16 protein-coding genes are annotated in these 18,458 nt (G+C 64.4%); 6 read left to right on the top strand and 10 right to left on the bottom strand.

Annotated features, from left to right (window positions below; all coding sequences use genetic code 11):
* Window positions 1-26: 26 nt before the first annotated feature.
* Window positions 27-536 (bottom strand): DUF2867 domain-containing protein, encoded by a 510-nt coding sequence (locus CUJ91_RS06610; protein ID WP_107708437.1) that lies wholly within the window; start codon window positions 534-536, stop codon window positions 27-29.
* 98 nt (window positions 537-634) lie between these two features.
* A complete protein-coding gene (locus CUJ91_RS06605; protein WP_107708528.1) occupies window positions 635-1,783 on the bottom strand; it encodes an alpha/beta fold hydrolase in 1,149 nt (382 codons plus the stop codon).
* A gap of 552 nt (window positions 1,784-2,335) precedes the next feature.
* On the opposite strand from CUJ91_RS06605, the gene glgC reads away from it, so the two are divergent.
* The 5 genes from glgC (at window position 2,336) to CUJ91_RS06580 (ending at window position 8,501) form a co-directional block, all read left to right on the top strand.
* Window positions 2,336-3,601 (top strand): glucose-1-phosphate adenylyltransferase, encoded by a 1,266-nt coding sequence (glgC, locus tag CUJ91_RS06600; protein ID WP_107708438.1) that lies wholly within the window; start codon window positions 2,336-2,338, stop codon window positions 3,599-3,601.
* 86 nt (window positions 3,602-3,687) lie between these two features.
* A complete protein-coding gene (gene glgA, locus CUJ91_RS06595) occupies window positions 3,688-5,148 on the top strand; it encodes a glycogen synthase GlgA (RefSeq protein WP_107708440.1) in 1,461 nt (486 codons plus the stop codon).
* A 227-nt stretch (window positions 5,149-5,375) separates the two neighbouring features.
* On the top strand, window positions 5,376-6,242 hold the full coding sequence (gene pdxY, locus CUJ91_RS06590) for a pyridoxal kinase PdxY (protein ID WP_006051120.1): 867 nt from the start codon (window positions 5,376-5,378) through the stop codon (window positions 6,240-6,242).
* A 178-nt stretch (window positions 6,243-6,420) separates the two neighbouring features.
* Entirely contained in the window at window positions 6,421-6,882 is a 462-nt protein-coding gene (locus CUJ91_RS06585) for a hypothetical protein (RefSeq protein WP_006051121.1), read from the top strand.
* Window positions 6,883-7,349: 467 nt separating this feature from the next.
* A complete protein-coding gene (locus CUJ91_RS06580; protein ID WP_107708442.1) occupies window positions 7,350-8,501 on the top strand; it encodes a branched-chain amino acid ABC transporter substrate-binding protein in 1,152 nt (383 codons plus the stop codon).
* Window positions 8,502-8,517: 16 nt separating this feature from the next.
* Here CUJ91_RS06580 and CUJ91_RS06575 read toward each other — a convergent pair whose 3' ends face one another.
* Both CUJ91_RS06575 and CUJ91_RS06570 read right to left on the bottom strand, forming a co-directional pair.
* Window positions 8,518-10,425, bottom strand: coding sequence for a DUF3857 domain-containing transglutaminase family protein (locus CUJ91_RS06575; RefSeq protein ID WP_374710132.1), 1,908 nt, complete (start codon window positions 10,423-10,425; stop codon window positions 8,518-8,520).
* An 82-nt stretch (window positions 10,426-10,507) separates the two neighbouring features.
* A complete protein-coding gene (locus CUJ91_RS06570; protein ID WP_053857875.1) occupies window positions 10,508-11,176 on the bottom strand; it encodes a hypothetical protein in 669 nt (222 codons plus the stop codon).
* Between the two features lie 310 nt (window positions 11,177-11,486).
* Here CUJ91_RS06570 and CUJ91_RS34595 point away from each other — a divergent pair, with 310 nt between their 5' ends.
* Window positions 11,487-11,624 (top strand): hypothetical protein, encoded by a 138-nt coding sequence (locus tag CUJ91_RS34595; RefSeq protein WP_181325336.1) that lies wholly within the window; start codon window positions 11,487-11,489, stop codon window positions 11,622-11,624.
* A gap of 133 nt (window positions 11,625-11,757) precedes the next feature.
* On the opposite strand, the gene hutG is transcribed toward CUJ91_RS34595, so the two are convergent.
* The 6 genes from hutG to hutC form a co-directional block, all read right to left on the bottom strand.
* Entirely contained in the window at window positions 11,758-12,570 is an 813-nt protein-coding gene (hutG, locus tag CUJ91_RS06565; protein ID WP_006051125.1) for an N-formylglutamate deformylase, read from the bottom strand.
* A 73-nt stretch (window positions 12,571-12,643) separates the two neighbouring features.
* Window positions 12,644-14,041, bottom strand: coding sequence for a formimidoylglutamate deiminase (locus CUJ91_RS06560; protein ID WP_107708446.1), 1,398 nt, complete (start codon window positions 14,039-14,041; stop codon window positions 12,644-12,646).
* Between the two features lie 15 nt (window positions 14,042-14,056).
* On the bottom strand, window positions 14,057-15,316 hold the full coding sequence (gene hutI, locus CUJ91_RS06555; RefSeq protein ID WP_107708448.1) for an imidazolonepropionase: 1,260 nt from the start codon (window positions 15,314-15,316) through the stop codon (window positions 14,057-14,059).
* A complete protein-coding gene (locus CUJ91_RS06550; RefSeq protein ID WP_107708450.1) occupies window positions 15,313-15,999 on the bottom strand; it encodes a HutD/Ves family protein in 687 nt (228 codons plus the stop codon). Before CUJ91_RS06550 ends, hutI begins: the two co-directional genes overlap by 4 nt.
* Window positions 16,000-16,001: 2 nt before the next feature.
* Window positions 16,002-17,690: a urocanate hydratase gene (gene hutU / locus CUJ91_RS06545; RefSeq protein WP_006051130.1), complete on the bottom strand. Its 1,689-nt coding sequence runs from the start codon at window positions 17,688-17,690 to the stop codon at window positions 16,002-16,004.
* A 63-nt stretch (window positions 17,691-17,753) separates the two neighbouring features.
* Window positions 17,754-18,449, bottom strand: a complete 696-nt coding sequence (gene hutC / locus CUJ91_RS06540; protein ID WP_006051131.1) for a histidine utilization repressor — start codon at window positions 18,447-18,449, stop codon at window positions 17,754-17,756.
* Window positions 18,450-18,458: the final 9 nt, after the last annotated feature.

Raw genomic sequence — 18,458 nt, 5'->3', positions numbered from 1 at the left:
AAACGCGGGTACTGCGAGCGAGACGCTTAGCTTCTCATTGCTCTTACTGCCCGTTCCAGATTGGCCCGCACAATCGCGCGATGAAACGGCGCGATCGTCGCAAGATAGATTCGCCCGAGTCTGTTGTGGCAATGCACCACCGTGGCCGCGAGCAGTTCTCGCCCGTTTGCCGCGTCGCCGCGTAGTTGGATGGTCGCGCGGAAGTCCAGATGCCGGTCATCCGCGCCGACTACCAGCTCCGACGCGCTCTTCGACAGCAGCGGCAAGTAGCCGATAACCGGCCCACGCGCCGCTGCGGCAAGACCGACGTCGAGAGACGATTTGACGCCGACCGTCGCCATCGTCAGATCGCGGACACGCGTGAGCGCACGAATCCACCACGCCTGCCGCTCGAACGCGGCGCGTGCCAACACCTCAAGATCATCGCTGGCCCCCGCGGGCAGTCGGATTGCAAAGGCGTCCAAAAGATCCGCGCCCGCGTAGAGCGGCGCGAGTACGCTGTTGCCAGGCATGGGTACGGCGCGCGCTTTGGTCAAGGTCGTACTCCGGGGTTGGTTCATGGTGTGCAGCAGTCGAGCCGCTGCCGGTTAGCAAAATAGAAGCACGATCTCGAGACAAAGAGCCGTTTAAACCCTCACCGACTCCCCTGCACCGCCGCCAACCCATCCAGCAGCGCCTTATGAAACGCATCCGGGTCCTGCATCTGCGGCGCGTGGCCCAGGTCAGCGAACTCAACCAGCGTCGCATGCGGAATCGCTTTCGCCGCGGCCTTCCCCAACTCCGGATAATGACCGATCTTCGCGCGCACTTCGGGTGAAGCCGCGTCCTTGCCAATCGCGGTCGTGTCCTTCTGCCCGATCAGCAACAGCGTCGGCATGCTCAACTGCCCGAACTCGTAGACCACCGGCTGCGTATAAATCATGTCGTATAGCAACGCCGAATTCCACGCGACGATCTGCTTGCCCGGCCCCCGGTACATGCCCGCGAGCATCTGCACCCACGGTTCGTAATCGGCGCGCCATTGGCCGGCATAGTACGTCGACTGCTCGTAGCGGCGAATGCCGTCCGCGCTGGTCTTCAGTTCGCGCCGATACCAGTCGTCCACCGACAGCGACGGCACGCCCTTCGCCTTCCAGTCCTCGAGCCCGATCGGATTGACGAGCACCAGTTGCTGCGTCTCACGCGGATACATCAGCGCATAGCGAACGGCGAGCATGCCGCCCGTCGAATGTCCGACGACGGTCGCGTCTTTCACACCGAGCGACTCGAGCAGCGCATGAGTATTGCGCGCGAGCTGCTGGAAACTGTACTGATAGTGCTCCGGTTTGCTCGACTTGCAAAAGCCGATCTGATCCGGCGCGATCACGCGATAACCCGCTTCGCTCAGACGATGCATCGTCGCCTCCCACGTCGCCCCGCAAAAGTTCTTGCCGTGCAGAAGGACGACAGTGCGGCCGTTCGCGTGCGCCGGTTTGACGTCCATGTAGGCCATGTGCAGCGCGACGCCCTGCGAAGTGAAGCCGTATTGGCCGACAGGTTCGGGATAGGTGAAGCCCTGCAACTCGGGGCCGTAGGCCGGGCCGGCATTGCCGCCGGCTGCAGTGGTTTCGGATGCGCCGCTGGTTGAAGCGGCTGTGGATACGGTCGACGACGCGCCGACCGAGCCCGTCGCCAGCGTTTCGGCAGAAGCCGCAGATGCGGCACAAACCGTGACCGGCGCGGCGCCGAATGCGGCGGCGCTCAACGTTGCAAGCAATGAAAGACGGCGAAAGCTGATGGACATTTTTCTATCGAAGAAGCCGGGAAAAGGATGCGGATGGAGGCGGCTGCCAGCGCACATTAAAAGTTCGCCGCAAGCGGCCGCCGACATGCCGCGCAATCGCGGACGATTCTACGACGCCCACCGCGACCGCGCAGCGTCACGCACACAGCCCGCTTCTCCACGAGGCGCTGTGATACGCCGCGCCGTGCGGCACATCGCGTGGCACGCATATTGCGCACGGAACCTCGCTCGCTATGTGCCGTGGCGCACGGAGCGTCGGCGCGCCTCGGCCGAAGGTTCGCAGTTGGGCGCGTCGGCGGCTCGCAGCCGAGAAACGTCGCCCGCGCGAGGCCATTCAGTGCTAGAACTACAGGACGGGCTCGCCAGCGCAGCAGCCGCAATACGCGAATCAAAAGCGAATCAAACGCGAATCAAACGCGAATCAATGTAGAAGCGATCGACCAGCCGCATCGGGGAAGTAAGCGAGGCATTCATTGCATGGCACAACGGAACGATTACATGGGACCGCAGTAAGCGCTAAAGCGCTAACTGCGGTCGACAAAGGAGACAGACATGGATACGCCGGCACGGTTGAACGATCTGCAACGCACCACTCTCGCCATCGTACTGGCCGGCGGACGCGGCACCCGGCTCGGTCCGCTCACCAACAAACGCGTCAAGCCTGCGGTGCATTTCGGCGGCAAATTCCGCATCATCGACTTCGCGCTGTCCAATTGCCTGAACTCCGGCATCCGGCGCATCGCCGTCGTCACGCAGTACAAGGCGCACTCGCTGCTGCGTCATCTGCAGCGCGGCTGGGGTTTTCTGCGCGGCGAGTTCGGCGAGTTCATCGATCTGTGGCCCGCGCAACAGCGCGTCGAAGGCGCGCACTGGTATCGCGGCACGGCCGACGCGGTGTTCCAGAACCTCGACATCATCCGCTCGATTCGTCCAAAGTATGTCGTCGTGCTGGCGGGCGATCACATCTACAAGATGGACTACACGCGTATGATCGCGGACCACGCGGAGAGCGGCGCCGATTGCACGGTCGGCTGCATCGAAGTGCCGCGCATGGACGCGGTGGCCTTCGGCGTGATGGCCGTCGACGAAAACCGCCGCGTCACCGGCTTCGTCGAAAAACCGGCCGACCCGCCGGCGATTCCCGGCCGGCCCGACACCGCCCTCGCAAGCATGGGCATCTACGTGTTCAACGCCGACTACCTGTACGCGTTGCTCGAACAAAACATCTCGAGCGTCGATACCGATCACGACTTCGGCAAGGACATTCTGCCGCGCGTCGTCACGCAAGGCACCGCGATCGCGCATCCGTTCAGCATGTCGTGCGTGTCCTCGGACCCGAACGTCGAGCCGTACTGGCGCGACGTCGGCACCATCGACGCCTATTGGGCCGCCAATCTCGACCTCGCCTCCACGATCCCGACGCTCGACCTCTATGACCGCAGTTGGCCGATCTGGACTTACCAGGAGCAACTGCCGCCCGCCAAGTTCGTGCGCGACCTGAAGGGACTGCAAGGCTCGGGCAACAATCTGATCGTGTGCGGCGGTTGCGTGATCTCGGGTTCGCAGATTTCGCGCTCGGTGTTGTCGTCGAACGTCAAGGTGAGTTCGTTCTGTAATATCAATGAGGCAGTCTTGTTGCCGCAGGTCACCGTCGGCGCGAGTTGCCGCTTGCAGAAGGTGGTCGTGGACCGCGGCTGCACGATCCCGGACGGCACGGTGATCGGCGAAGATCCGGTGCGCGACGCCGAACGTTTCTATCGTACCGACGACGGCGTCGTGCTCGTCACGCCCGAGGCGCTGCGGCAGGACGTGAACTAATGAGCGCTGGTGCGGCCGTCCGCAGCGGCCCAGCGCAGCCCGCAAGCATCGACCGTCCACATCTTTAAAGGAACGAGACCGAGCCTATGACGATTCGCGCCCTACACGTCGCCAGCGAGCTGTATCCCCTCCTGAAAACGGGCGGTCTCGCCGACGTCGCGGGCGCGCTGCCGTCCGCGCTGGTCGAGCGCGGCGCCGACGTGCGCGTGCTGCTGCCCGGCTTTCCCGCGGTCGCGGCCGGCCTGCACGATCTGCGTCCGGTCGCCCAACTGGGCCGCCGCTTCGATGCGCCGGGCGTGACGCTCGAACAGGGCACGTTGCCGTCGAACGGACTCGTCGTCTACATGATTCGGGCGGCCACGTTGTACGACCGGCCAGGCAATCCGTATCTGAACGACGAGCACGTACCCTACGGCGATAACGCACAGCGTTTCGCGCTGCTCGGCTGGGTCGCCGCGCAACTCGCGCAGCAGCTCGACCCGGCGTGGTCGCCGCAGATCGTCCACGCGCACGACTGGCACGCGGGGCTCGCCGCCGCCTATCTGAAAGCGGCCGAACGGCAGCACGGCCGGCCGCCCGCGCGCAGCGTCTTTACCGTGCACAACCTCGCGTATCAGGGCGTATTTCCCGCGCATCAGTTCGGCCAGCTCGGCCTGCCGGACGATTTCTTCAACATGCGCGGCGTCGAGTTCTATGGACAACTGTCGTTTCTGAAGGCCGGGCTCTATTACAGCGACCGCATCACGACCGTGAGCCCGACGTACGCGCGCGAAATTCAAACGCTCGCGCAAGGCGGCGGACTCGACGGCCTGCTGCGCAGCCGCGCGCATGACCTGTGCGGCATCCTGAACGGCGTCGACTATACGGTCTGGAACCCCGCGAACGACGCGCTCCTCGAGCACCGCTACACCGCGACGCGGCTCGCCGGCAAACTCGCGTGCAAGGAGGCGTTGCAAAAACGCTTCGGCCTCGCGCAGAAAAGCGATGCGCTGCTGTTCGGCGTGGTGAGCCGCCTGACCGAGCAGAAGGGTCTCGACCTGCTGCTCGAAACCGTGCCGGAGATCGTCAAGCGCGGCGGTCAGCTCGTCGTGTTCGGCACTGGCGACCCAGCGCTCGAAAACGGCCTGAAGCGCGTCGCGCAGACGCACCCGGAATCGGTCGCGGTGGAACTCGGCTTCGACGAGAAACTCGCGCACACGATCATCGCCGGCAGCGACGTGATCGCGGTGCCGTCGCGCTTCGAGCCGTGCGGTCTCACGCAGCTTTACGCGCTGGCTTACGGATCGCTGCCGCTCGTGCATCGCGTGGGCGGTCTCGCGGACACCGTGGCGGACGCATCGCTTGAAAATCTCGCCGAGGATCTCGCGACCGGCTTCGTGTTCGACGACTTCACGCCGCGCAGCCTGACCGCCGCGATCCGCCGTGCATTCGCGCTGCACGGCCGGCGCACCGAATGGAAGGCGGCGCAGCGCCGCGCGATGCGCCAGGATTTCGGCTGGGGCGCGTCGGCGGACCGCTATCTCGCGCTCTATCGCGAGCTTGCCTGATCCTGCCCGAGCCGTCGCCGGTGATGGTTCGGCGCAACAGCACGGGGACGGATCAACTGGCTTGCGGCAAACTCCTGTATTGTTTCCCTACGATGCAGACCGTGCATTGTTCTTGCAATACATGAAGCAGTCCTGCGCGCGGCGTAGCGGGTTCATGCCCGAACAGCGCCGCCGCGCATCCCTCCCGTTTTCACCGATCGCGCACGTCCGCCTGCGCGAGCCATACCATGACGAAGAACGTTCTCAGCATTCAGTCACATGTCGTTTTCGGGCACGCGGGCAATAGCGCGGCCGTGTTTCCGATGCGTCGGCTTGGCGTGAACGTGTGGCCGCTGAACACCGTGCAGTTCTCGAACCACACGCAATACGGCCACTGGACCGGCACCGCCATCAACGCCGCGCAGATGGAAGAACTCGCCGAAGGCATCGGCGCAATCGGCATGCTGCCGCGCTGCGACGCGGTGCTCTCGGGCTATCTCGGCACGCCGGAGCAGGCGCAGTCGGTGCTGGAAATCGTCAAGGCCGTGAAGGCCGCCAATCCGCGCGCCTGGTACTTCTGCGATCCGGTGATGGGCGCGGCAAGCGGCTGCAAGGTCGAGCCCGGCATCCAGCAGTTTCTCGTCGACACCATGCCGGAAGTGGCCGACGCGATGGCGCCGAATCACACGGAATTGCAGCGGCTCGTGGGCCGCGAGATCGAGACGCTCGAGGAAGCCGTCGCCGCGTGCCGCGAGATCATCGCGCGCGGACCGAAGCTCGTGCTGGTCAAGCATCTGCTCGATCGCAACAGTCCCGCGGATCGTTTCAACATGCTCGTCGTCACCGAACGCGAGGCGTGGATGGGCCAGCGCCCGCTCTATCCGTTCGCGCGGCAGCCGGTCGGCGTCGGCGATCTGACGAGTGCGGTGTTCGTCGCGCGCACGCTGCTCGGCGACACGATTCGCGGCGCGTTCGAGCACACGCTCGCCGCGGTCAACGCGGTCGTCAAGGCGACGTGGCAAGCCGGGCGCTACGAACTGGAACTGGTGCCCGCGCAAAACGAAATCGCGCAGCCGCGCGAATGGTTCGACGCGTGGGTGGCAGAGACCGCGTAGCTTGCGCATCGTGCGGCGCGGGCCGCAGCGTTGCCGGCGTTGCGCCGCCAGGAACCTTGTCAGCCGGCCGGTCGTCCTATAATGCGTGCCGCACGCGCGAGCCGATAATGGCTTTGCGGCTTTGCGGCTTCGCGCGGCGACTTTCTCAGGCATCCGGCATTCAGCAGACGAGGCATCGATGGACGGTTATATCCGCAGCGAGCGGGAAGAGTATTTTGAGCAGTTGTGCATCAGCGTCGACGCCGACGAGGTGCATGAACAGGAAGCCATCGAGTTCTTCGAGAACCAGTTCGATCAGCCCGACTTCGACCCCGCGCAGTGGCTCGACATCGCGCTTTACTACTCGCCGGCCGTGGCGCGCGGCATCATCGACATGGTGACGCCCGACGACAAGGCGCGCAGCAACATCGCCGAAGTGATCGCGGACAACCTCGACATTTCGTACGGCGAGGACGACTGCCAGCAGTTCGCCGAGACGATCGAATTCGCGCTGAACAACGGCGTGCCGGTGGACCTCGACCTCGTGCTCGACGGCTGCCAGCGCGCGATCGACGATCTCGACACGTGGGCCGACGACGAAACCAAAGCGCCGCTGCTGCGTCTGCGCGAAGAAGTGCTGCGTCAGCAAGGCGAGCGGTAAGGCTGGTTACTTAGGCGAGCGCGCGGGCATGGGCTCGCGCGTCCTGTTGCTCGCTTCTCTCGCATTCCTCTTGCACCCCGCGGCCATCGTGTTCGCGCGCATCTTCGTGCTGTGTGTTGAACACATAGCTTCGACACCTGCAACCAGTTAAGCCCACCACTTCGCCACATGTCTCCATGCATGTGTGCGCCAATCCGCACTCCCGCTTCCGCACCCATCAACGCTCGCGGCCCCCCTCGCGAGCTTATGCCGAAATCCTCATTCAAAGCGCCGCGAACTGCCAAGACGGCCGCATATTGGCTTCCTATATTCGCGCCACATGACCGGCGTGCGAATACAACCACACGTACTCCGCACGGTGCATCGCGAGCCTTCGTGCCCGCGGGAACCCGCTCGCTTTGTCAGCGCCGAGCCGCGTCATCGCTTTGCCGCTTTCATCACTCGAACTGTCGAAGTAAGGAGAGACCATGAGTCACCACACCACGCTCAAACCGCTTGCCCTGTTCGTCGGCGCCCTCTTTGCGGTCGCGCCGCTCGCCGGTTTCGCCGACGACATGCCCGTGAAAATCGGCTTCGCCGCGCCGATGACGGGCGCGAACGCCGGCTACGGCAAGGACCTCGAAAACGGCGTGCGGCTCGCCATCGAGGAAGCCAACGCGCAGAAGATCAGGATCGGCGACAAGGTTGCGCAGTTCCAGATCGTCTCGCAGGACGACCAGGCGGACCCGCGCATCGGCGTGCAGGTCGCGCAGAAACTGGTGGACTCGGGCGTCTCGGTGGTGGTCGGCCACTTCAATTCGGGCACGACGATTCCCGCCTCGCAGATCTACGAGCAGGCCGGCATTCCCGTGATCGATCCGGCGGCGACCAACCCGATCATCACCGGACGCGGCTTCGCGAACACGTTCATGGTGATTTCGACAGACGCGCAAAACGCCGGCAACGCAGGCGTCTATGCGGTCGAAGTGAGCAAGGCGAAGCGCATCGCGATCATCGACGACCGCACCGCTTTTGGTCAGGGCGAAGCCGACGAGTTCGAGAAGGCGGTGAAGGCGCATGGCGGCACGATCGTCGCGCGCGAGTACACCGACAATCACGCGGTCGACTTCAGCACGCAGATCACCAAGATCAAGGCGGCGAACGCGGACCTGGTCTTCTTCGGCGGGCTCGATACGCAGGCCGCCGGTTTCGCGCGGCGCATGAAGCAGCTCGGCGTGACGGCGCAACTGGTGGGCGGCGGCGGCGTGGAAGACCCCGAGTTCATCAAGCTCGCCGGCGACGCGGCGGAAGGCGTGATGGCCTGGGAATACGGCCGCCCGCTCGCGCAACTGCCCGGCGGCAAGGACTTCTCCGCGAAGTTCAAGAAGCGCTTCGGCGGCGAGATTCTGTCGTATGCGCCGTTCGGTTACGACGGCGCGTGGGCCGCGATCAAGGCGATGCAGCAGGCGAAATCGACGTCGCCGAACGACTACCGTCCGATGCTCAAGACGATCGACTTCGAAGGCGTGACCGGCAAGATTTCGTTCGACAACACCGGCGCGCTGAAAAGCGGCGCGTCGACGTTGTATCAGGTGAAGAACGGCGCGTGGGTTCCGGTCGTGACGAAGAGCGGGAGCTGAGCGGCCTTAGTTTCCGTTAGCGGTTCAACGCAGGCCGCGCGGCCTTGACGACGATCTGTGCGTCGAGGTCGCGCTCGATCCGCACGAGGTCGTCCTTCATCGCGGCAAACTCTTCTGCCGAACACATCTGGTGTCCGAAGGCGGCGCGAAGCTGCCGCCTGATCTGCAACACGCGCGCCGCCGGGTCGAATACATAGCGCGACGAGAACGTGACGAACTTGTCGTGGACATCGGTATCGACGGGCATGTCCGTTATCTTCGCGAAGCGCGGCAGCGTGATTTCGAGCGTCTCGTCGAACGCGCCGCCGATGCAGGTCCACGGCTGCGTGCGAGCCGGCTCCGCGAGCCATGCCTGCACCTGCGAACCCATGCCGCCGGAGAAGCTCGTCAGCGACGGCACGGCGGTCGTGCCGTCGCTCCAGATGAAGTGCTCGAGCTTGCCCTCTATCGACGTCGCGAACGGCCCGTCCGTCGCGGCGACGTCGCCCGTGCGCAATTGCGCGCTGCCATGCAGGCCGGTTTGCAACAGACGATTGCCGGCGATCTGCTGCGTGCGCTGCCGCGACGCGCGTCGAAAGATATTGCGCTCGATCTCCGCGGTGAATCCCGCATCTTCCACGCGATAGGCGTAATTCGCGGTGCCGTTTTCATCGACGTCGATCTGCACGCGCGCCGTGCGCTCGCGCGTTTGAGTGGCGGGCGTGCGCGACAGCGTTCCTTCGCCGACCAGCAAGACGGGCCGGTCCATCACGGCGGCGGGCAGATAAGCGAAGCCCACGCCGCCCGCGGTCGTGTCCGCGTACAGCGATAGTTCAGGAATCCAGATAATCGCGTGATTGATCGCGCTTGAGCCGTAGCCGGGTACGTTCGGCAGACTATAGTACGGCCCGAGATTGAGCAGCACCGCCTCGCTGCGAATGCCGACCGCGGCCAGCAGCGCGCTGTACAGCGCGACGTGGTCCTTGCAGTCGCCATAGCGATTGCGCAGGATGTCGGCCGCCTTGTGCGGAATCGCCGCTGTCTCGCCGAGAAAAAGCGCGACGTAGCGGATATTCATGCGCAACCAGTCGTACAGTATCCGCGCCTTCTCGCGCGGGTCCGCGGCGCGCGCGGTGAGCGACTGCGCTAGCCGCACGATGGCGGGATCGTCGAAGGTGGCGTCGGTTGCGGGACCGCGATAACGCGCGGCGAAGCTCGCGAAGTCCGGCACGGTCGACACCATCAGACGATCGCCCCAATTCGCATAGCCGACCGCGCCCGCTTCGAGCCGCGCATACGGTCCATGCTGGTAGCGGAATTCGTAACGCGTGCGGCCATTCTCGCTGACCGGCGGCAATGCCGTGTAGCCGCGCGCGTCGGCATACAGCGGCACATCGGCGGGAAGATCGAAGATCAGGCGTTGATCCTCGACCGGTTCGCGCGTCGGCTCGACGAGATACGCGAACGTGCCCGCCTGCAACGGCTTCGCGCGCGTCTTGCGAAACGCCAGATGGACGCGCGAGCCGGGCTCGACGCCCGGAAAAATCACCGTGCGCAACACACCGTCCTGGAAGCTCGGCGCGCCCGCCGAGCGCGGCTCCTGAATGTCGCGGATCGCTTCGGGACCGACCGTGTGCGTCGCGCCGTCCGGATCGATCGTCTCGGCGGCGAGCAACTGCACCTGTTCGATGTCCTTGTTGAACCACACGTAGCGTTGCGCGATGTCGTCGACGCCGCTCGCCGTGTTCGCGCGCAACACGCTGTCGTCGTGTTCCTCGATGGAACCGTCTTTCTGGATCACGAAGAGATGAACGTCGCGCTCGGTTGTGTAGGGCGCGCGGTCGTCGCTGGAGGGATCGGGGGTTGCGCCGCCGGCGAAAGCGGCAGACGCTGCCGCGCCTAGTGCGAGCGCGGTGGCTATCCGCAGGCACCGCAGCAGCTTCATGCAACTCAGGACGCTCACGCACCGCGTCATGACCGCTCTTTCCCGCGTAATGCCCCCGTGAGCAGGCCACCGGCCGCGCCGCTCATCCGTCGCCCTCGCCGAGTTGCGCGAGCAACGCCTGCAGGCTCTCCACATGCCGCAACAGCAAATGCCGATGCTTCTCGATCTGTTCGAGCCGCCCGGCAAGATCGGCCTGTATCGGACCGTCGGGATCGGCGGCGGCAATCACCTCTTCGACCTTGGCGCGCAACGACGGCAGTTCGACAGGCGCATGCGCGAGATGCCGCTCGAAACGCCGGACCTCCTGAAGCGCAAGCTCGCGGACCTTGCGAAAGTACGCCTGACGCCGATGCGCTTCGGCGTCCAGCGCTTCGTCCTCGATACGTTTGGCAGGCGCGCTCTGGCCGAAAATCGGCTCGGGCGGCCGCAGCACAGTCTTTTTTCGCGCGGGATGCGCGGTGCCGCGAAAGCGCGCCTGCGGCTCTTCGTTGTCGATCGCGGCGCGCGCGTTGGGCGGAATCTCTTCCTCGGTATGCGGCGCGTTCATCCAGCCATTCGGCAAGCCGGTCACCGCTTCGATGCCGCGCACGAACTCCTCGCTGAATTCGCGCTGGCCCGACAACATCAACTTCAGATAGCTCGCGGAAAACGTCATCATGCGCGCGAGCCGACTCGCCGCGCCGACCTCGCGCGTGAGCAGCACGAGATTCGCGCGCCAGACGGGAAGCAGCAATTCGTCGGAATCTTCCATTGCGGGGTCTTCCATCTTTTTGCCCGATGTCAAGACGACGCCGTGACGAGCGTCATCATTCTGAAAGGGTAGCCGTTGCCCGGCCTCGCTTGCAAGCGGCACGCCGCACATCACGCGAACTTTGTGCGGAGACCGGCTCGCCTTGCTCCACGTCAACGCGGACGGCCTTTTGCGCCATCCGCCGTGAGGATTGACACTGACGGAGCGGCGGCGTTCCTCCGCAGCAGCCGTCGATGTGGCATGCTTGCGTGCCGTGCGGCATACGTCCTGCTGCACCGCCAACTCCACAACACTGATTAAGGGTTTTGTAATGAAGAAGATCGTCCTGGCTCTTGCCGCAGCCGCTGCTGCTTTCAGCGCAATCGCTCCCGCACAGGCCGCTGGGCACCATCACGAAGTTTGCAAGAAGGTGCGCGTGCATCACCACTGGGAACGCCACTGCCGTTAAGCTTGCCTCGCATAGAGGGTAACGGCGGCGGACGCTCACGCCAAGCGTCGCGCGAATGAAAATGGCCTCGCATTTTTTGCGAGGCCATTCTTTTTGGTTGTCTATCTCGCGCGCGAGAGGTCCGCGCCCGCGATCACGCCGTCTTCACGCGCTCCAACGCGGTCGCGACGAGTTGCTCGAGCAAAGGCTCGATCTTCGCGGCAAGCGTTTCATCGTACGCGTACGGCAACTGTTCCTGCATATACGTGATTTGCGACAACTCGAGTTGCACCGCATGCACGCCTTGTGAAGGCTGACCATACTCGCGCGTGATGTAGCCGCCCTTGAAGCGCCCATTCGCGACAGCCGAATAAACGCCATGCCGTTCGACGATCGCAGCCAATTCCTCGGCGAGACCCGCCATCGCACTCGCGCCGTTCGACGTGCCGAAGTTGAAGTCCGGCAAGCGCCCTTCGAAGAAACGCGGCACGCGCGAGCGGATCGAATGCGCTTCCCATAGCAGCACTTTGCCGTGCTGCGCCTTGAGCGCGGCGAGTTCGCCTGCGAGCGCGCTGTGATACGGCATCCAGTAAGCGTCGCGACGACGGGCCACCTCAGTATCGTCCGGCAGATGACCTTCGCGGTACAACGGCTCCTTGTCGAACGTATCGACGGGCAGCAAGCCCGTGGTGTCCTGCCCCGGATACAGGTTCGCGCCGTCGGGCGGACGGTTCAGGTCGATCACGTAACGCGCGTAAGTCGGCGCGATGATCGACGCGCCCATGCGCTTCGCAAATGCGTAGAGCCGGTCGAGATGCCAGTCGCAATCGTCGGTGCGAAGCGCCGTGGGCGTCATCGTCGCGGCGATGTCCGCGGGGATCTGCGTGCCCAGATGCGGGATCGAGATCAGCATCGGCAGGTTGCCGCGATGCAGCGTGAAAACCGGTGGAGTGTTCGAAGCAGTCATGTCAGTCCTGAATCGGAAGAACGTTGCGGTGACGCGGGCACGCCGCGCGTGCGGTTGCGTGCATCGCGTCAACTCATTTGAGCAGTTCCGCGAGCGCGATGCGATAGCGCGCGTAAGCGCCCTCTTCGTCGCGATGCCGGCGATTCTCGACCAGCTTGTCGCCGCCTGCGTACACGTCGCGGATCGGCGTCTCGCCATGCTCGCAGAAAACGACGCCCGAGAGCCAGTTATTCGGCGCGTGCCCGGCAATGCTCGCGTGATCCGGGTCCAGCACGAGCCAATCCGCGCGATGGCCGGCTTGCAATGCACCCGTCGCGCGTCTCGTGGCGCGCGCGCCGCCTTCGAGCGCCGCGTCGAACAGACGATCGGCCACATAAGGCCTGTGTACCGATGCCAGCACGTTGCGTTGCCGGCGCGTCAGACGCTGCCCGTATTCGAGCAGGCGCAATTCCGCGCGCCAGTCGACGCCGATGTGACTATCCGAGCCGACGCCGATGCGCCCTTGCGCGTCGAGATACTCGTGCGCCGGAAAAATACCGTCGCCGAGATTCGCTTCCGTGGTCAGACACAGGCCCGCAACGGCACCGCTCTTCGCGAGCGCGAGCGTCTCGTTTGCATCGACATGCGTGGCGTGCACGAGGCACCATCTTCCGTCGACGTCGAAGCGATCCAGCAGCCACTGCACCGGACGCGCGCCTTCCGTTTCGATGCACGCGTCGACTTCGGCGGTCTGTTCGGCGATATGGATATGAACCGGCGCGCTGCGGTCCAGGCCGTCGAGCAAGGCACGCAGCGATTGCTCCGACACCGCGCGCAACGAATGCGGCGCCACGCCATAGCGCAACGCCGCGTTTTCAGGGCGAGCGGCGCGCAACGCGGCGAGCAGTTCGTGCAAACTTTCCGGCGTGTTGATGAAGCGCCGCTGATCGTCGCGCGGCGCGCGCGCGCCGAAACCACTGTACTGATAGAGCACCGGCAGCATCGTCATGCCGATGCCGGCCGCCGACGCCGCATCCACGACACGTTGTGCAAGTTCCGCCTGGTTCGTGTAGCGCTTGCCGTCCGGCGTGTGATGCACGTAATGAAACTCGCACACCGACGTATAGCCCGCCTTCAGCATTTCGATGTAGAGCCATTGCGCGACGCTCGCCAATCCTTCGGGCGTGATGCGCGCGGCAAAGCGATACATCAGATCGCGCCAGCTCCAGAAGTTGTCGGTGGCGCCGTTGCCGGAAGCGGCGCGATATTCGGTGAGGCCCGCCATCGCGCGCTGGAACGCATGCGAGTGAAGGTTCGGCATGCCAGGTAATATCGGACCCGCGGCTTTCTGCACGTCTGCGGGAATTTCCGCAGTGTCCGGCGTGACTGCCGTCAACGTGCCGTCAGCGTCCCATTCGAGCAGCACGTTGCGGCGCCAGCCGTCCGGCAGATACGCGTGTTCGGCGAATAGCGACTGTTTTTCTGGTGTCATCTCTCAGGTCCTGACTCAGTTCGCGTCGCGTGTAGAAGAACTCGAAGCACTAGAAGCACGCGAAGGCGCGGCATAAACCGTCTCGCCTGCACGCACGACCCGCGAGCACAGCGGACGCCCGATCCAGTAAGCAAGCTCCGCGAGCGAGTCGACCGACCACACCGCGAAGTCGGCAGCGCGCCCTGCTTCGAGCGAACCATGACGGTCCGCCTTGCCGAGCGCGCGCGCCGCATTCGATGTCACGCCCTTCAGCACTTCGGGCACGGTCATGCGGAATAGCGTCGTCGCCATGTTCATCATCAGCAGCAACGACGTGGCGGGCGATGTGCCCGGATTGCTGTCGGTCGAAATCGCAATCGGCACTTCATAACGCCGCAGCAGATCGAGCGGCGGCAGTTGCGTCTCGCGAATGAAGTAGTACGCGCCGGGCAGCAACACGGCGACGGTGCCGGCCTCTTTCATCGCGGCGACGCCGGCTTCATCGAGAAACTCGAGATGATCCGCGGACAACGCGCGATGGCGCGCGGCAAGCGCGGTGCCGCCGCCATTCGACAACTGCTCAGCGTGCATTTTCACGGGCAGCTTGTAGCGCGCCGCCGCGTTGAACACGCGCTCGCTTTGTTCGAGCGAAAAGCCGATGCGCTCGCAGAACACATCGACGGCGTCGACGAGACCTTCGTCCGCGAGCGCGGGCAGCATGGTGTTGCAGACTTCGTCGATATACGCATCGGCGCGGCCCGCGAATTCGGGCGGCAATGCGTGCGCGCCGAGGAACGTCGTGTAGACGGTGACCGGATAGCGTTCGCCCAACTGGCGCGCGACGCGCAGCATCTTGCGCTCGCTGTCGAGGTCGAGCCCGTAACCGGATTTGATTTCGATTGCGGTCAAGCCTTCGGCAAGCAAGGGCTCGAGCCGCGCGGCCGACTGATTAAACAACGCATCTTCGCTCGCAGCACGTGTCGCGCGCACTGTCGACACGATGCCGCCGCCCTGACGCGCGATCTCTTCATAGCTGACGCCCGCGAGGCGCTGCGCGAATTCATCGGCGCGTTGCCCGCCGTATACCAGATGCGTATGGCAATCGACGAGACCCGGCGTCACCCACGCGCCGTGCAACTCTTCGCGCGGCCACGCGGCGTATTGCGCAGGCAGATCGGCGGACGCGCCGAGCCACGCGATCGTGCCGTGTTCTACGGCGATCGCCGCGTCGGGCAGCGTATGGTCGGGGTCGCCCTGAGGGCACAGTTTCAGTTGATGCCAGACAGTTTGCTTCATCGGATGCTCGCTGCTGCTGGTTGCGTGGCTGGTTGCGTGTAGCGAATGCGGATTGCCAGCAACGCGCCTTCGCCTTCTATCCTGCATGAGAGATTGTTCGGGGCGTCGATGCGCAAGGTGTCGCCTGGTTCGAGCCGTTGCGCTTGTGAATCTGCTTGTGAATCTGCTTCTGCATCGCCCAATGCGACTGCAATGGCGCCGCTCGCGCAATACAGCAGCGCGACATCCGCGGATAACGTGTGTTCGGTTTGCGCCTGCTGCTGCGTCGTGTGCCACACGTCCAGCTCGCCTTGCGCGCGGTCACGGCGCACCATCAGATTGAAGTCGCGCGTCGGACCGTCGACGAGACGTGCGTCGATGTGCGCCTCGCCGGCAAAGCGCGCGGTATCGAACGGTTGCGTCAACGCATGCGTGGTCACAGCTTCGCCGCTTTGCGCTTCATCGAGCAGCATGCCCGCGCCGGACAACAGCACCAGCGTGCGATCGATTCCGGCGAAGCGCGAAAACGGCCCGGCTTGCGCAACGTCCGCCACGCTCACGCGCCATACGAACGTGTCGAGCCCGGCATCCGCGGGAAACGCTGCGACCTCGCGCGTCACGCCGCCGCCGTTCTTCCACGGCGACGCCACGAGCTCGGCGCCGCGGATCAACGTGAGCGTCGCCATGCTGCCCGCGAGCGTCATGCTCAACGGCCCAGCATCGGCAGATTGAGACCCGCCTCGCGCGCGGTTTGCTGCGCGAGTTCATAGCCCGCATCCGCGTGACGCATCACGCCCGTTGCCGGATCGTTGAACAGCACGCGGCCGAGGCGTTCCTTCGCGGCGTCCGTGCCGTCCGCGACGATCACGACGCCCGAGTGCTGGCTAAAGCCCATGCCGACACCGCCGCCGTGATGCAGCGACACCCACGACGCGCCGCCAGCCGTATTCAGCAGAGCGTTGAGCAACGGCCAGTCGCTGACCGCGTCCGAGCCGTCTTTCATCGATTCGGTTTCGCGATTCGGGCTCGCGACGGAACCGGTATCGAGGTGATCGCGGCCGATCACGATCGGCGCCTTCAGTTCGCCGTTCTTCACCATTTCGTTGAATGCCTGGCCGAGACGATAGCGATCCTTCACGCCGACCCAGCAGATACGCGCCGGCAAGCCCTGGAACGCGATGCGTTCGCGCGCCATGTCGAGCCAGTTATGCAGATGCGGATCGTCGGGAATCAGTTCCTTGACCTTCGCATCCGTCTTGTAGATGTCCTCGGGATCGCCCGACAGCGCGACCCAGCGGAACGGCCCCTTGCCTTCGCAGAACAGCGGGCGGATATACGCCGGCACGAAGCCCGGAAAATCGAACGCGTTTTCAACGCCCATTTCGAGCGCCATCTGACGAATGTTGTTGCCGTAGTCGAGCGTGGCCGCGCCGCGCTGCTGCAACGTCAACATGGCCTGCACCTGTTTCGCCATCGACTGCTTCGCCGGCACGACGATCGAATCCGGCGCGGTCTTCATGCGCTCGCGCCAGTCTTCCACGCTCCAGCCTTGCGGCAGGTAGCCGTGAATCGGATCGTGCGCGCTCGTCTGATCGGTCACGCAGTCCGGCGTGATGCCGCGCGTTACGCACTCGGCGAACACGTCGGCGGCATTGCCGAGCAGACCGATCGACACCGGCTTGCCCGCCTGCTTCGCTTCGTCGAGCATGGCAAGCGCTTCGTCGAGCGTCTTCGCTTTTTTGTCGACATAGCGCGTCTTCAGACGGAAGTCGATGCGCGTCTCGTCGCACTCCACCGCGATCATCGAGAAGCCGGCCATCGTGGCCGCGAGCGGCTGCGCGCCGCCCATGCCGCCGAGACCGCCGGTGAGAATCCAGCGGCCCTTCGGATCGCCGTTGAAATGCTGGTTCGCCACCGAGAAGAACGTTTCGTACGTGCCCTGCACGATGCCCTGGCTGCCGATGTAGATCCAGCTACCCGCCGTCATCTGCCCGTACATCATCAGGCCCTTGCGATCGAGTTCGTGGAAATGTTCCCACGTCGCCCAATGCGGCACCAGGTTCGAGTTCGCGAGCAGCACGCGCGGCGCGTCGGCATGCGTGCGGAACACGCCGACCGGCTTGCCCGATTGAATCAGCAGAGTCTCGTCTTCGTTCAGGTCCTTCAGCGATGCGAGAATCTGATCGAAGCAATCCCAGTTGCGCGCCGCGCGGCCAATGCCGCCATACACGACGAGCGCATGCGGATGCTCGGCTACTTCGGGGTCCAGATTATTCTGGATCATCCGATACGCGGCTTCCGCGATCCAGGTCTTGCAGGTCTTTTCGGCGCCGCGCGGCGCGCGGATCGTGCGAGTGGGATCGAGACGCGGGTCGATGTGTTTCGGGTTGTTCATGGTGGCCCTCGGAATGCGTAAAGATGATCAGAATGTGTCGGGGAAAATCGCTCGGAAAGCGGATCAAAAATGTCCGGTGAAACGGTAGCGGCTGCCTGGATGCCATAAATTCGCGATCGACGCGACCTGGCTTTGCGACCACGTTCGCCGATGCAGCACGAGACAGGGTTCGAGTTCGTCCATGGTCAAAAGCTCGCGCGTGTCGCCGTCCGCCGCCAATGCCTCGATCCGGTATTCGACGCGCTGCAGCGGCGCGACGCGAACGAGGTACTGATTCGGCGTGGTGTTCGTGAAGTCCTGCAATGCATACTCGGGCGCGACGGCCGGATTGACCCAGCGCTCCTCGAGCTGCACCGGTTCGTCGTTTTCGAAGTGCAGCACACGCGAGAAAAACACCGGACTGCCCGCGCTAACCTGCATTTCCTCGGCGAGCGCGGCGTCCGCAATGCTCGCGCCGATGTGCAGCACCTTCGCCTGATAGCGATGCCCGCGCGCGACGATTTCGTCGGAAATACTGCGGATCGCCACCAGCGTCGACTCGTACTTGGGGCGCGCGACGAACGTGCCCGAGCCCTGCACGCGCGTGAGAACCTGCTCCGAGGTCAACTCGCGCAACGCGCGGTTGACCGTCATGCGCGCGACGTTGAATTCGCGTGCGAGCTCGTTTTCGGACGGCACCTGGTCGCCTTCACCCCATTCGCCCGCATGAATGCGCGCGAGGATGAAGTCCTTGATGCCCTGGTAGGCCGGTGCGTTCATTGGCTGCCG

The organism is Paraburkholderia graminis (genome assembly GCF_003330785.1).
GTDB classification, from domain to species: Bacteria; Pseudomonadota; Gammaproteobacteria; order Burkholderiales; family Burkholderiaceae; genus Paraburkholderia; species Paraburkholderia graminis.
Note: the sequence above shows the minus strand (reverse complement) of the source record. Positions and strands in the feature narration are given on the sequence as shown.